12 protein-coding genes are annotated in these 13,591 nt (G+C 64.0%); 4 read left to right on the top strand and 8 right to left on the bottom strand.

The annotated features are described in order from the left end of the window. Positions 1 to 2 precede the first annotated feature (2 nt). Positions 3 to 659, top strand: coding sequence for a hypothetical protein (locus tag CLG96_RS18975; RefSeq protein WP_207796621.1), 657 nt, complete (start codon positions 3 to 5; stop codon positions 657 to 659). A 570-nt stretch (positions 660 to 1,229) separates the two neighbouring features. Here CLG96_RS18975 and CLG96_RS07480 read toward each other — a convergent pair. From CLG96_RS07480 to CLG96_RS07455, 6 genes are all read right to left on the bottom strand, one after another. Next, on the bottom strand, positions 1,230 to 1,448 hold the full coding sequence (locus CLG96_RS07480) for a response regulator transcription factor (RefSeq protein WP_243395670.1): 219 nt from the start codon (positions 1,446 to 1,448) through the stop codon (positions 1,230 to 1,232). Between the two features lie 335 nt (positions 1,449 to 1,783). After that, positions 1,784 to 3,085: an HlyD family type I secretion periplasmic adaptor subunit gene (locus CLG96_RS07475; protein ID WP_107967218.1), complete on the bottom strand. Its 1,302-nt coding sequence runs from the start codon at positions 3,083 to 3,085 to the stop codon at positions 1,784 to 1,786. A 2-nt stretch (positions 3,086 to 3,087) separates the two neighbouring features. Then, complete coding sequence (locus CLG96_RS07470; RefSeq protein WP_107967297.1) at positions 3,088 to 4,812, bottom strand: type I secretion system permease/ATPase; 1,725 nt, start codon at positions 4,810 to 4,812, stop codon at positions 3,088 to 3,090. A 2-nt stretch (positions 4,813 to 4,814) separates the two neighbouring features. Further along, the gene (locus tag CLG96_RS07465; RefSeq protein WP_107967217.1) at positions 4,815 to 6,299 is read right to left on the bottom strand and encodes a TolC family protein; all 1,485 of its coding nucleotides are present in this window, start codon (positions 6,297 to 6,299) and stop codon (positions 4,815 to 4,817) included. Positions 6,300 to 6,305: 6 nt separating this feature from the next. Next, positions 6,306 to 6,527, bottom strand: coding sequence for a response regulator transcription factor (locus CLG96_RS07460; protein WP_243395682.1), 222 nt, complete (start codon positions 6,525 to 6,527; stop codon positions 6,306 to 6,308). Positions 6,528 to 6,622: 95 nt separating this feature from the next. After that, a complete protein-coding gene (locus CLG96_RS07455) occupies positions 6,623 to 7,951 on the bottom strand; it encodes a polysaccharide biosynthesis protein GumE (RefSeq protein WP_107967215.1) in 1,329 nt (442 codons plus the stop codon). 313 nt (positions 7,952 to 8,264) lie between these two features. Here CLG96_RS07455 and CLG96_RS07450 point away from each other — a divergent pair, with 313 nt between their 5' ends. Continuing rightward, a complete protein-coding gene (locus tag CLG96_RS07450) occupies positions 8,265 to 9,413 on the top strand; it encodes an outer membrane beta-barrel protein (RefSeq protein ID WP_165799581.1) in 1,149 nt (382 codons plus the stop codon). Positions 9,414 to 9,454: 41 nt separating this feature from the next. Further along, on the top strand, positions 9,455 to 10,225 hold the full coding sequence (locus CLG96_RS07445) for a polysaccharide biosynthesis/export family protein (protein ID WP_243395669.1): 771 nt from the start codon (positions 9,455 to 9,457) through the stop codon (positions 10,223 to 10,225). A gap of 76 nt (positions 10,226 to 10,301) precedes the next feature. On the opposite strand, the gene CLG96_RS07440 is transcribed toward CLG96_RS07445, so the two are convergent. After that, a complete protein-coding gene (locus tag CLG96_RS07440) occupies positions 10,302 to 11,207 on the bottom strand; it encodes an EpsD family peptidyl-prolyl cis-trans isomerase (RefSeq protein ID WP_165799580.1) in 906 nt (301 codons plus the stop codon). A 104-nt stretch (positions 11,208 to 11,311) separates the two neighbouring features. Next, positions 11,312 to 11,848, bottom strand: coding sequence for an FxDxF family PEP-CTERM protein (locus CLG96_RS07435; RefSeq protein ID WP_107967212.1), 537 nt, complete (start codon positions 11,846 to 11,848; stop codon positions 11,312 to 11,314). Between the two features lie 377 nt (positions 11,849 to 12,225). Here CLG96_RS07435 and CLG96_RS07430 point away from each other — a divergent pair, with 377 nt between their 5' ends. Continuing rightward, on the top strand, positions 12,226 to 13,587 hold the full coding sequence (locus CLG96_RS07430; RefSeq protein WP_165799579.1) for an ATP-binding protein: 1,362 nt from the start codon (positions 12,226 to 12,228) through the stop codon (positions 13,585 to 13,587). Positions 13,588 to 13,591: the final 4 nt, after the last annotated feature.

Below are 13,591 nucleotides of genomic sequence, written 5' to 3'. Positions count from 1 at the left end.
ACATGACCTCGTCCAAGGAAATCAAGCTTCGCCTGACGACCGCCGCCGCGATCGTGGCGGCGGTGATCGCCGCGCCGGCGAGCGCGCAGTTGCTCGGCGGCGGCAGCCTGGGTGGCGGCCTCGGCGGCACGCTGAATGGCGCGCTCGGCGGTGCCGGCAGCCTCGGCGGCTCGCTGGGTTCGGTCGGCTCGGCGACGCAAAGCCTGAGCGGCAGCGTCACCGGTTCGGGCAATGCGCAGGCGAACAAGTCGGTCGATGCCCGCAGCGGCAGCGCGAGCGTCGATGGCGGACTTGCCGGCACCGTCTCCGGGGCGCTGAACGGTGCCACCTCCGTCGCGGGTCCGGTCGGTTCGGCCAATGGCGGCGGCAATGTCTCGGGATCGAAGAGCGTTGAGAAAAATGCCAGTGTCGGCGTTCAGGCGGTCGGCACCGATCAGGTGGCGGGTCTTGCCGGTCAGGCTGCGGGCACGGCACGAGGTGCTGCCAGCCATGCCGCGGGTGCGGCACAGGGCGCGGCAGGGCAGGCGGCCGGCCGCGCACAGGGCGCCGCCGGTACGGCGCGCGAGACCGCCGGCAATGCCGCGGGCAGCGTTTCTGGCTCCGCCAGCGGCAATGCCCAGGGTTCGGCCGCGCATTCGGGCCATGTCCAGCACAACTGAAGTCCAGCACAACTGAAGCGAAAACGCCCCGGGCAGCAATGTCCGGGGCAATGCCATGGCATGGCGGATGGATGCATCCATGCGAAGGCTGTGCATGCGCGCCGTCCCTTCGGCCCTTCTTGGCCGGAGTGGGCAAGGAATATCGCCCACTCCGCTGGCTTCATGGTCGGGAGCATAGGGGACAGGTGCGACGGAAGGGGCGCCTGCGGCATATCGCCGCGCCGAAAATGGCAGGACAAGTTCGCCGGAAGCTCCGCTGCCCTCTACTTATCTTGCAAATATTCTTTCGGAGACTCTATTCGAGTCGGATCAATTCCATGATCTTCAAATACGCCCACTGTTCTACAGAGATGTGACGATATCATGTCTTGAAGGATGGATATCGGTCCCAACCCATGTTCGAACCATATCCGGCAGCATGGAGATATTGGGATAATATAGGCTATATTGCGGGCCGCCGGATCGGTCGCTTTCGCATATTAGGCTTCGGCGACCGGAATATCCGGCGTTCTGGTGCTGCGATGGCGGCCTCAGGCAAGGAGGGTGCCCGAATGACCAGCCACCGCGCTGTCAGATATTCGGCAGAAGACCGCTGGCTATTGCCTTGGCGACCATGTGCGCGCGATTTTTCGCCCGCATCTTCAGCCTTATATGGTCGAGATGCTTCTCGACGGTGCGAGGTGCCATGTCGAGAATGAGGGCTACTTCCTTGGCGGAAGATCCCTGAGCTACCAGGTTGAGTACCTGTGCTTCCCGGCTCGTGAGCGTTGCGATCGGTTCCATCAGCATATTTAACATCCAACCTCCCGTACCAGTTTAGCGGTTCAGAATTATTATCCCCTTTGTCATACCCTGATTGGTCATGCTGCACTAGCGAAGAGAAAACAAGAAATCACCGTTCTGGTTCGGTCCCAAGCGACGGGGCAAGGATTCCTAGCTTGGGATCTTGAAAAAGTCCATATATCTCAATGGTATGTATGATGGCATCTGGTACATGATGCAGGTCGAGGCCAAATCCCTAAGTAGGAATACTCGGTAAGCCAGATCCTGTGAGTAAAAGAAAGAAAAACCAGGAATCAAGTCTCAGGCAAATATGGTTAACAATAAGTTAATTCAAGTTAACCTCATTCCCGGAATGCATGCTCTGCAAGACGCGTTATCGGCGTCAGGATATAGGACAGGATCGAGCGCTTCTCGCCGAGCAGCGAAACATCGGCGATCATCCCCGGGCCGATGGGCAGGGGCGTTCCATAGCGATCGACCAGGCTGTTCTTCGTGGTGCGGATGCGCAGCATATAGTGGCTTTCGCCCGTCCGTTCGTTGACGACGGCATCGGGGGAAATGGATATGACCCGCCCGTCCAGCGAGCCATATATCGCCTGGTCATAGGCGGTGATGCTCACCCTCGCGGGCTGGTTCAGCCGCACGAAGGCGATATCCTTGGGATTGACCAGCGCCTCGACCAGCAGATTTTCGCCCGAAGGCACCATTTCCACCAGCGGATCGCCGGGTTTCACCGATCCGCCGATGGTGGTGACCAGAACGCGGTTGATCCGGCCGGAAAGGGGCGCGCGCACCACCGTTCGGGCGAGGCGGTTCTCCAGCGCGGGAAGCGCGCGACGGCGCGCGGCCTCCTCGGCCTGGGTGGTGGCGAGTTCCTCCGCCGCGCGCGCACGCCAGTCCAGCCGCGTCTGTGCCAGCGCGGCGCGCGCCTCGGCTACCGCCGCCTTGGCGCGTGCCACCGCTGCCTCGGCCGTGGCCGCCTCGCTGGTGGCGACGGATGCGGCATTGCTGGTCTGGATCAGCGAAAGCCTGGGTTCTATGCCGCGTTCCACCAGTGGGGCGATCAGGTCGCGTTCGGCAATGGCCGCGTCCCGGGCGGCGTTTCGCGCGGCCCGGGTCGCGATCGCTTCGGCGACGGCGCGCTCCGCCTGATCGAGTCGCGCGCGTGCCGCATTCTGCTGGCTCGCAAGTTCCGCGACCCGCGCGAGATGCAGCGCGCGTTCGATGGCGACCTGCTCGTCCGCGGCATTGCCCTGACCGATGGGATAGACGGGTTCCCGGCCCGCAATCTCCCCCTGCAATCGCGCGATCTTGGCCGAAAGCGCCTGCGATGTCGCGCGGCTCGAGGCATATTCGGCGCCCGCCTGAGTGCGATCGAGCCGTATCAGAAGATCGCCCATGCGGACATTCTGGCCCGGCCGCACCACTATGTCGGAGACGATGCCTCCCTCCAGATTGGACAGGATTTGCAGGCGCGAGCTGGGGATCACGCGCCCCTGGCCGCGGACCGTCCGGTCGAGCTGGGTGAGCGCCGCCCAGATGAGGAAGATCAGGAAGAAGGCCAGGATCGTCCAGAGCAGGACGGCGGATACGGCCCGCGGCCGAATTTCCCCGGCATAATCCTCGATATGGGGGCGTTCCATGCTCATGCTGCCCGTGGCCGGCCGATCTGGCGCAATATCTGGTCGCGCGGCCCATCGGCGACCACCCTGCCATGATCGAGCAGGATGATGCGCTGGACGAGCCGCAGCAGAGGCGGCCGATGCGTTATCAGCACCAGCGTGCGTTCCCCCAGCTCCTCGTCGAGGCGTTGCAGCAGGCCCATCTCCGTCTGGGCGTCCATCGCGCTGGAGGGTTCGTCGAACAGGATCAGCGGCGGACTGCCGGCGAGCGCGCGCGCGATCGCGATGGATTGGCGCTGGCCGCCCGAAAGCCCTTCGCCGCGATCCGCCAGCTTCAGGTCATAGCCGTTCGCGATTCCGCCCATGAACTGATGGGTGCCCGAAATGTCGGCGACGCGGATCATCTCCTCGTCGCTGATATGCGGCCGGCCGAGCGTGATATTTTCGCGCACCGAGCCGGTCAGCAGCACGCTTTCCTGGAGCGCCGCGCCGATATGGTGCCGCAGCCGGTCCGGATCGAGCTGGCGGATATCCGTGCCGTCTATCATCACCAGTCCTTCGCGCGGCTGGTACAGGCCGAGGATCAGCCGCGCGACGGTGGACTTGCCCGATCCGACGCGGCCGAGGATCGCCACCCTTTCCCCCGCGCCGATCGTGAAGCTGACCCGATCGAGCGCCTTTCCGGTGGCGCCGGGATAAGAGAAGACGACGTCGCGAAATTCGATCATGCCCTTGACGCCGGCGAGCTTGAGCGCGTCGCCCGCGGGACCTTCCGATGGCGACTTCATCATGCCGTCTATCTGGCGATAGGCGGTCCGGGTGGCCGCGATCCGCGAAAGGAGCTGCGCGATCTGGCCCAGCGGCGCCATGGCGCGGCCGACAAGGATCGAGCAGGCGATCAGCCCGCCGGTCGTGAGTTCCTGATTTGCGATGAGGCCGACGCCCACGATCACGACGCCGGCATAAGCGAGCGTGTTCGCGGTCGATGCGGCGGTGATGCTGATGGTCGAGATCAATCGCTGGCGCAGCGCGCTGTCCGATTGCTGGATCATCGCGCGGGACCAGCGGCGGCCGAGCAGCGGACCCGCGCCCGCCGCCTTGACCATTTCCAGTCCGCCGATCGTCTCCACCAGCACGGATTGCTTGAGCAGGCCTTCGCCCATCACGCGCGCGGACAGCCGGTCCATCGCGGGATGGCTCAGCCATCCCACGAGCAGGACGATCGGGATCATGACGAGCGGCACCAGCACCACCGGTCCCCCGATCAGCGCGATGACGATCAGCGTGAGGATGATGAACGGAACGTCGACGACGGCCGTGAGCGTGGCCGAGGCGAAGAAGTCGCGCAGCGTTTCGAGCTCGCGCATCATTCCGGCCAGGGCGCCGGTCGATCCCCGCTTGGTATCGAGACGCAGCGCGAGCAGCCGCGCGAACACCGTCTCGCCCACCTCATGATCGATCCGCGCGCCGGCAATGTCGACGAAATAGGCCCTGAGCATCCGCAGTACGAAATCGAAGATGATGACGATGCCGAGGCCGATCGAAAGCGCGATCAGCGAGGATGTGGCGTTGTTGGGGACGACGCGGTCATAGACCGTCATGGTGAAGAGCGAGGTGGCGATGCCGAACAGGTTGATCATCATCGCGGCGAGCGCGACCTTGGCATAAATGGCCGAATTGCGCCGCATCGGCTCGAACAGCCAGGGGGCGAAGCGCGGCGGGCGCTCGGGGATCAGGCGCTCGTTCATCATCACGGCCTCACGGGGCTTGTCGGGGCGATCGACAGCGCCGCCAGGAGCCGCCCCGTCCTGGACAGCAGCACATAGCGCGCCGTATCGAGATCCGCGACCGCGCGGATATAGGTGGCGGCGGTTTCGAAATAGTCATCCTCGGTCGCCAGAACGTCGAACAATGTTCCGCGCGCGACCCGAAAACGTTCTTGCAGCACGTCGCGCGAACGGCGGCTCGCCAGATAATTTTCCTCGACCGCGACGAGCTGCCGTTCCAGCGCATCTACATCCGATGCGGCGATGGCCGCGTCCCGCGCGGCTTCCTCGCGGACGCGGAATGCCCGGGCCTCGGCCGCTTCGGCGCGGGCGCGGGCCTCGTCGGCCTGGGGATCGATGCCCCCGAACAGCCGCATCCGCAGCGTCAGGCGCGCGCGTATGTCATAGTCGCGGTCGGTTTCGAACACGCCATAGCGGCCGGCATCTATTCCGGCGGCGAGCAAGGGGGCGGTTTCCGCGCGGATGGCACGGGCTTCCCGCCGTGCCGCTTCCGCCAATGCCTCCGCCACCCGAACCGCGGGAATGGACGGTTCCGGCCCCTGTGCCATCCGCTCGCCTTCGATCGCCGGCAGGGTGGAGGCGCGCATCAGCCCGGGCGGGGCAGGCAGCCCGAAAAGCTCCTGGAAGCGCGCTTCCGCCTCGGCGCGTGAACGGCGATAGCCGGCAAGGCGGGTGGAGGCGGAGGCGATATAGCTGTCCACGCGTGCGATATCTCCAGGCGCGGAGACGCCCTGGGCGATGCGTTGTTCCACCGCCTGTCGCAATTGCCGCTGACTTTCGACGAATGCCTCGGCGAGCCTGACCAGCGCATTGAAGGCGAAGACGTCGTACCATGCGCCGATCGCACGCAGCGCGATGCCGTCTGCCGTATTGTCGATCTCGGCATTCGCCGCGCGGATCCGCGCGCTCGCGGCCGCCACGCGGGACGATGCCGCGCCGAAATCGACCAGTGTCTGCTGGACGGAAAGGATCGCGTCGGTGCGGGTCTTGGCGCGCGAACGTTCGATGATGTTGTTCGGATCGTCGGAAAATTCGCGGGAGAGCACGCGATAGGTGGAAAGCGTCGTGTCGATCGACGGGTACATCGTCTGACGTGCGGCGCGTCTGCCGGCTGCAGCCTCGCGCGCGCCGGCGAAGCTCTCGTCGATCGCGGGGTGACGACGGACGGCTTCGGCGATCGCATCGCGAAATTGCTGGGCGCTGCCGCTGCTGCGGCCCAGGGCGAGGATCATGTCGCGCGAAGGATCGATCGCGAGCGGATCGCGGCTGGGCGGCGGCAGGATCGGGGCCTGCGCATGGGCGCGTCCGGGAGCGAAGGATATCAAGGCTGCCACCATCAGCGAGCGGACCAGGACAAAGGCCAATGGCCCGGAAGGGCGCGGAAGGGATGCGCCGCTTCCGACCGCGCGATCGCCGAAGCGCGGATCGAGATAGAGAGTCTGCGACATCCCCTTTTATTCGGCCAGAAGGCCCCTCGATATCGCCTGGGCGACCATATGCGTCCGGTTCCGTGCCCTGATCTTCAATCGTACATGATCGATATGTTTTTCGACCGTCCGAGGAGCTATTCTGAGTTCTTGTGCGACTTCTTTTGCAGAATATCCCTTTGAGACCAAGGCAAGGACAAGTAGTTCTCGCTCTGTCAGGTGAGGGGTTTCAGGAATACGCTCACTCATCATAATCTTTGCCCCTTATTGTGGTTTTAAGGGGTACGCCTCATTCTACATGCAAGTAAGGTAGAGATAATACGTAGGACCAACATGCTAAGGTATCATGCGGGATTTGTTTTGGTGTTTCCGAGTCTACTTGGCATGATCGGCCGGACATTGGGTGTGCCAGCCGGTTGCCCTGCCATCCGCTCGGATATGCCCCGGGACAGAAGATTGCCGTACAGCGCCCATAGCAGGGCGGCCGTCTTGATCGAGAAGATCGAATAGCTGACGGGCAGCGACAGGGCGACGAAAATGGCCATGCCCGCGATGAAACGGCGTTCGCCGGCCGTGCCGGGCGCGCTGTGCAGCGTGAGTGCAAGCCAGATCGCCGCGAAGCCGAAGATCGACTGGGTCAGGATGAAATAGGCCCAGCCGCTATCCGCCGCGACGACGCCACCCCTGGCGTAGAGGCCGAGCAGGTCTCGTGCATTGAGGCCGAGCAGATAGTCCAGCCCGTAACGGAAGCGCCCGATCAACGTATCGCCCTGTTCGGCGAGCAGGCCCGTCGCCGAGGCAAGCAGCAGCGCCAGGAAGATGAGCGGCAGGAACAAGGGCGGCAGCCATCGCGGCAGCCGCGGCAGGATCGGCCATGCCGCCAGCAGCAGCAGATTGATGGCGAGCGCGAGCCGCCCGTCGCAGGCGAACAGCAATAGGATATTCCCGATCGCCAGCAGCACGATCATCGTGCGCGAAAGCGTCGATTGCAGCGCGGCGATGCCCAGTGTGACGACGATCGTCCAATTGCCCAGCGAGACGGGCTCGAGGAAAAGGGAGGAGGCGCGATGGAAGCCGGTGGCGGCTCCGATCATTCGGCCGCTGGGGCGTTCCGCGGAGAGATAGAGATTTTCCTGCGCGGACCAGAAACCTTCGTCGAAGAAGGAGCGCGAATTCACATAATAGCTTCTCACCAGGAAGGTGTCGCCGAAATTTTGCGGGAACAATAGTTCCCATAGCGCCACCGCGACCAGAATTGCCTGGAGGATCAGGAGAACCCAGGCCAATGTCTTCGATCGAATGGCCATTCCGAGCATCACGAAGATCAATATGATCAGTATGTCGGCAAGATATTTGAACTCCACGAGCCCGCGCAGGAGCGACAGGAGCAGGAAACCGCAGGCCGCGGCCCACAGGCCGACCAGCCATCGCGTCACGCCCGGCGGCCGCACGATCAGCACGATCGCCAGGCTCGCCACCGTGAGCATGGTCTGCACCAGCGCCACCCCGAGATAGCTGACGGGCGTGACATGGCCGTTTATCAGGGCGAGTGCCGCGTTGAAGCTGGTGGCGGCGATCAGGATGATGCCGCCCGCGATAGACGTCCCGGCGGGTGCGTTCCGGGCGGGAGCGGCTTCAGGCGGAAAATGTCGTTCCGGTGTCCGTAGGACCATATGGCCATCCTGCCGTTTAATGTCGATGTTTATTGAGGCCGAGACTGGTAGGCCGAATTTGTTTTTAGCGAACTAGTGCAATCTGGACTAGGGATGGTCCAAATCGCTTAACTGTGAGTATAAGCACGTAGGTAGGATGTGGAACGCATTACTGATGGAAATTATGTCATCCCTTGGGTTGAGGTGAATCTTCATTTGCCGACCGGGGGGAGGCATTAGTGTGAACAGCGGACGTTATTTACGGGGGATGGAAATCCGCGCCTCGGCATGGCGGAGCTCTCCTCACATAAGTTCGGTTGCCATGATGGCCGGATTGTCCCTGCTGCTGATGCCCGCTTGCGCGCCGGCGCAGACGTTCAGGACCGGCGCCTGGGTGAGTGTCGCGACCCTATATGACGACAATCTGCTGCGCGGGAACGACCTCCGGCCGGTTCCCAATCAAGGCGATGTCCGGATCACGCCCTCGCTCAACGTCAACATCAAGCGCTCGTTCGGGCGTCACGACGTCTATCTGAAGGGCAGCGCGGGTTATGATTTCTACGGCCGCAACGATCGATTGGAGGGGGAGCGGATCGGGCTGACGGGGAGCGGCCGCATCGCCCTGGGCGCGCGATGTCTGGCTGATCTTTCGGCGACGGCGGATTTTCACCAGACCGATGTCGCCGATCTGGGCGTCATCGAGCGCAACCGTTCGCGCGGGCGTATCTTTGAGGGCGCATTTTCCTGCCCCAAGCCCGCGGGTCTCTATCCGCTGCTCACCGCGTCCCGCACGCTGGTCGACAATAGCAGCGATCTGCGCAAGCCGTTCGACCTGCGATCCTATGTAGTGGGCGCCGCGCTCGTTTATGCCCGGCCCAGCCTCGGCAATCTGATGCTATTCTATTCCTATGGGGCGATCGAGCGGCCGAACGCGGCCGTCTCGCTCGGCGGGCTGAAGGATGAGACGCGGATCCATCGCGCCGGGCTGCGGTTCGAGCGGGATGTCGCGGCCCGCTTGCGTGGCAATATCGGCCTCAGCGCCATCTTCACCGATCCGCGACTTCCCACCACGCCCAGCTTTTCCGGCCTCGGCTGGCAGAGCGAGATAATCTGGTCGCCGTCGCCTGCCACCAGCCTGACGACGCGCTTCGCTCGCGACGTGCGGGGGGAAAGCAGCTTCGGCGTGAGCTTTATCGTGGATACCAAGGCGTCGCTGATCGCCTCGCGGAAATTGAGCGCGCGAACGACCATCGAGGCGCGCGCGGCTTTCGCCAGGCGGAGTCTTCGTGGCGAGACCCAGCGCGAGGGCCTGCCGCTTCGTGTCTCGGATCGCACCACCGAACTGGCCGTCTCGCTCGACTATGCCTTGACGGACGCATTCCATTGCGAGGTCGAGCTCGGCCATTCCCGGCGCACCTCCGCGACGGATTTCTACGACTATCGCAGCACGCGGGCGGGCATCCGCCTCGGCTATCGCTTCTAGGGAGAATGGGCATGATTGGAAGGATAATCGCGAGAGGAGGCTTGCTCCTGGCCTGTATGGCAGTGCCGGCCCATGCGCAGACCGACCCAGGGCCGGCCCATGCGCAGACCGACCCAGGCTATATATTGGGGCCCGAGGATCAGATCGATATATTTGTCTATGGCCAGCCCGAACTCACCGTGAAGACGCGCGTCAAGTCGGACGGCGCGGTCACGCTTCCCGTAATCGGGTCGATGCGCGCCAGCGGCCAGACGGTGCAGGGGCTGGCCGACGGGATCGCCACCCGGCTCAGGAGCGGCGGCGTCGTCAAGCAGCCTGTCGTCAATGTGGAGGTGGCTGCCTATGTCAGCCGATCAGTAACAGTGCTCGGCGCGCTTTCAGTGCCGGGCATCTATCCGCTCGACCGTCCGCAGACGCTGAGCAGCATGTTGGCGCGGGCCGGCGGCGTACGGTCCGACGGTAGCGATCGGGTGACGCTGCGCCGTGCTGGCGAGGCGGACATCCGTTCGCTGGAGATTGCGTCGCTTGCCTCCGATCCCAAGGCGGATGTGCAGTTGAAGCCGGGCGACGTGCTGTTCGTGCCGCAGGCCGAGCAATTCTTCATCTATGGGCAGGTCGGCGCGCCCGGCGCTTATGCTATATCGAGCCGCATGACGCTGCGCCAGGCATTGGCCCGCGGCGGCGGCCCCACCTTGGCGGGAACCGAACGGCGGATCACCCTCTATCGCCAGGGACAGAGGCCGGCCGAAGCGGATCTCGAGGCGGCTGTCCGCAAGGGCGACGTGCTGTTCGTGCGGGAGCGGATCTTCTGATCGGAGGCGGCTTCCGCGCCGCCCATTCGCTTGTCGTGGCTGGAGGGAGGGGCAGGCATTCCCCTCCCTTGCCGATTCAGAGGCCGGCCGCCCCGCGCATGATCTGATCTTTCCTGTTCTCCATGGCGGCGCCGGGCCGGACGGGCGGCGTGGCGGCCGGCATTGCCTTTGCCAGGATCATCTTGCCTACATCGCCATATTCGACCTTGGCCTTTGCTCGCATGGTCTTGCCGTTGGATTCGGCGATTTCGGCCATGCGTTTCTGCGAGAGGAAGCTGGCGATGGAGCTCCGCGCGAGCGCGAGCGGGACGGGGCTCGGCCGGATCTCCTCGATCCAGGCGAAATGCTGCACGTCACCCATCCTATAGGTGATGCGATCGCCGGCCGTCATCGAGGCGAGCCGCCGCGCGAGCGTTTCCGGCACCTGGTCGGCCGAGACCGTCATCATGCCGGCCGTCGCCGAAACGCCATCCTTCCGCAGCAGCGCGAGAAAGCTTTCGCGGTCCTGCTGGCCTTGCTTGAACGCCGCCACATATTTGCCGATCTCGGCCGCGGTCGATCGCAGGGGCACGTCGGTCAGCACATATTGGCGCCGTTGGGCGAAGAGTTCCGGATGGGCTTCGAAGAAGGCACTTATCTCCGCATCGCTCGGTTTGCGCTCGCCCGCGATGGATTTGAGATAGGCGCCCGCGAGAATGGTCTTTCGCGCGCTCTCTATTTCCCGCGCGACCGCTGGCGTCTGCGCCAGCCCGAGCTCTTCGGCGCGTTTGGCGAAGAGCGTCTGCGTGATCATGCGGTCTACCGTCGCCCGCTGGACGCCGGGATCGCGGCGGTCCGCTCCTTCGGGCAGGCGGGTAAGCTCTGTTTCCAGCATCGGCGCGGTGAGCTCCTCGCCGGAAACGATCGCGACGACCTGACTGGTCGATTGGTGTGACTCTCCCGAACAGGCCGGCAAAAGGAGAAAGGCCGCCATGGCGAGCATGGCGGCCTCCCCTGAGAGGCGGGGGGGACCGCGCCTGGCACACTGATCCGGTCTATTGGGGGAACCGATAGTGCACGGCCGCGCGGCCATTCCTCTCAAGCTCATCAGGCACTGGCCTTTTTGCGACGCCGGGCCACGAAGCCCGACATTGCCATGCCCGCCGCCATCATGCCCATCGTGGCGGGTTCCGGCGTGGGGGCGGTGATGGCGAAATTATACGCACCGCCATCGGAACCCGTCGCCTTGCCCGTGATCGTGCCGGTATAGCTGCCGGCGAGCAGGCTGACCGGATAAAGGCCCGCGCCGGTCAGCGCGGTGCTGAAGCTCGTCGGGCCCGTCAATGTCAGGAAGGCATCGACGATATTGGAACGCACCTTACCGCTGAGGACGTAGAAATTATAGTAAGATGCCTCACCGGTTCCACTTGCCGTGATATTGAAAGTCACCGTATCCGTGAAGGATCCGGGGGTGTGGGCGAAAACCGTCCCGGCAGAGCTGTTTGGCGCGATGGTGCCGAGATCTGCAGTAGCGGCAGATGCCGTTCCATGCGCCGCAATGGCCAGCGCGGCCGCGACACCTGTATTCCTTATTACTTTGAGCGCTCTCATCGCTATCGCTCCTCCATCGATCAGTTCAAGCATCAATCGACAACGCAAATCACGGATTGTCCGCGACTTTCGTGGCCGTATTCCCCCGCAACGACGCGATTGTGGAAAGATCTATTTATTTGAAAAAAGTTCTGTTCCAGAACCGATCCGCCGAGAAGAGATGTGCAGGATTCACAAGAATAACGCAATCGTCTGCTCTCCTATTAAATAGGGTGTCAGTTAAAATCACCGGAAACACTCGTACGTATATTCGCCTCGGTACCTGCAGTCCCGGGACGGATTAGATGCCTTGGGATATGATCAGTCCTATTCTTGATGCGACCCGGGCCGACCCGAGCCGCTTCGACGAGCAGCCGGCGAGCGGGAGAAACAAAAGGCTGTCGGACGCTTCTCAACATCTAGGGGGACGGATGAACTATGGTCGCATCCTGAGGGCGTTGCGCAATCTGTTCGGCTGGCGCCGGACGCCGCGTTTCGCGGGAGGCATCTCGCCGGCGCCGGCCCTGTCGCGCCTCGCGCCGGCGCCCTATGCATTGCCGGCGCGTCCCGCCGCATCATCGGCCGGCGGGACGGCGGACGCAGCTCAGGCGGCCGTCCCGCCGGCCAGGCTGCGGTCGCTCGTCCTCGCCATGTTCAATCCAGCCCAGCCGGTCGAGGATCGATCCCAGCTTCTCGGGCGCTCGATCGAGCTTACCCAGTTGATGGGGGCGATGCTGAACATGCGGATGCACGCGCTGGTCTATGGCGCGCGCGGGGCAGGCAAGACCTCGCTGGTCCGCGCCTTCGGCGATCATGCCGATCAGCGCGGCCATATCGTGCTTTATTTCTCCTGTGGCGGAGACAGCAGTTTCGCGGCGATCTTCGCACCCTATCTCGCCGATCTTCCGGATAGCTGCTTCCTGCCCGAGGAGCGGCAGGAGGTGCGCGAGCTCATCGCCGCGCTGCCGCCGGATTTCGGCGCGCGGGCGCTCGCCGCGATTCTCGGCCGGGTGTCGCAGCGCGACGTGATCTTGGTCGTCGACGAATTTGATCGTGTCCTGGATGGCGCGGCGCGGACCGAGATCGCAGCACTTGTGAAGCTGCTTTCGGATCTGCGCGCGCGCGTTCAGTTGCTGTTCGTGGGGATAGCGCGGGATGTGGGCGAGTTGATCGACGCGCATCCCTCGCTGCGCCGCCATCTGGTCGCGGTGCCGCTGCGCCGGTTCGACATGTCCAGCGTGACCGACCTGTTCGAACGCGGCGCGCGGCGCACCGGCCTGCATTTCAGCCCGGATGCGCAGGCGACGATCGCCACGCTGGCGGCGGGATCGCCCTATCATCTGCGCCTGTTCTGCTTTTGCGCGGCGATGGCGGCGATCGATGGCCAGACCTCGTCGATCGGCCGCGAGGAAACCGAGGCCGGGCTTCGCTTCGCGTTCGACATGTGGACATCGACCAACGGCACCGTCGCGGCGCTGTTCACGCGTCTGGCGGCGCAGGGGCCGGAGATGCGCCATTATCTCGAGGACCTGGCGCGGCTATCCCTGTCGGGCGACAGCCTGATGCCGCCCAATATCGCGGCCGAGCCGGGTGAAGGGGATGAAGAGAATGATGTGCCGCCGCGCGTTCGAGCCTTCGCGTCGCTCCGTCCGGCGCTGATCCCATCGGGTGACGGAACCACCTATGTGTTTGAGGACAGTCTTGCGCCTCAACTCCTTCTCGTCGCCTGTCACCTTGCCGCGCTTCCACCCAGGGTGGAGCCGCTGATGACGGCGCATCAAGCAGCGGGGTAATTCG

Source organism: Sphingomonas oleivorans (assembly GCF_003050615.1).
GTDB classification, from domain to species: Bacteria; Pseudomonadota; Alphaproteobacteria; order Sphingomonadales; family Sphingomonadaceae; genus Sphingomonas_H; species Sphingomonas_H oleivorans.
The sequence above is the reverse complement of the archived record's forward strand: the minus strand, read 5'-3'. Positions and strand labels throughout refer to the sequence as shown.

Coding starts and splice junctions, on each gene's coding strand:
- CLG96_RS07470 (WP_107967297.1), bottom strand. CDS start 4,812: ATGAACGAGCGCCTGATCCCCGAGCGCCCGCCGCGCTTCGCCCCCTGG.
- CLG96_RS07440 (WP_165799580.1), bottom strand. CDS start 11,207: ATGCTCGCCATGGCGGCCTTTCTCCTTTTGCCGGCCTGTTCGGGAGAG.
- CLG96_RS07465 (WP_107967217.1), bottom strand. CDS start 6,299: ATGTCGCAGACTCTCTATCTCGATCCGCGCTTCGGCGATCGCGCGGTC.
- CLG96_RS07455 (WP_107967215.1), bottom strand. CDS start 7,951: ATGGTCCTACGGACACCGGAACGACATTTTCCGCCTGAAGCCGCTCCC.
- CLG96_RS07435 (WP_107967212.1), bottom strand. CDS start 11,848: ATGCTTGAACTGATCGATGGAGGAGCGATAGCGATGAGAGCGCTCAAA.
- CLG96_RS07475 (WP_107967218.1), bottom strand. CDS start 3,085: ATGGAACGCCCCCATATCGAGGATTATGCCGGGGAAATTCGGCCGCGG.
- CLG96_RS18975 (WP_207796621.1), top strand. CDS start 3: ATGACCTCGTCCAAGGAAATCAAGCTTCGCCTGACGACCGCCGCCGCG.
- CLG96_RS07460 (WP_243395682.1), bottom strand. CDS start 6,527: ATGAGTGAGCGTATTCCTGAAACCCCTCACCTGACAGAGCGAGAACTA.
- CLG96_RS07430 (WP_165799579.1), top strand. CDS start 12,226: ATGAACTATGGTCGCATCCTGAGGGCGTTGCGCAATCTGTTCGGCTGG.
- CLG96_RS07480 (WP_243395670.1), bottom strand. CDS start 1,448: ATGCTGATGGAACCGATCGCAACGCTCACGAGCCGGGAAGCACAGGTA.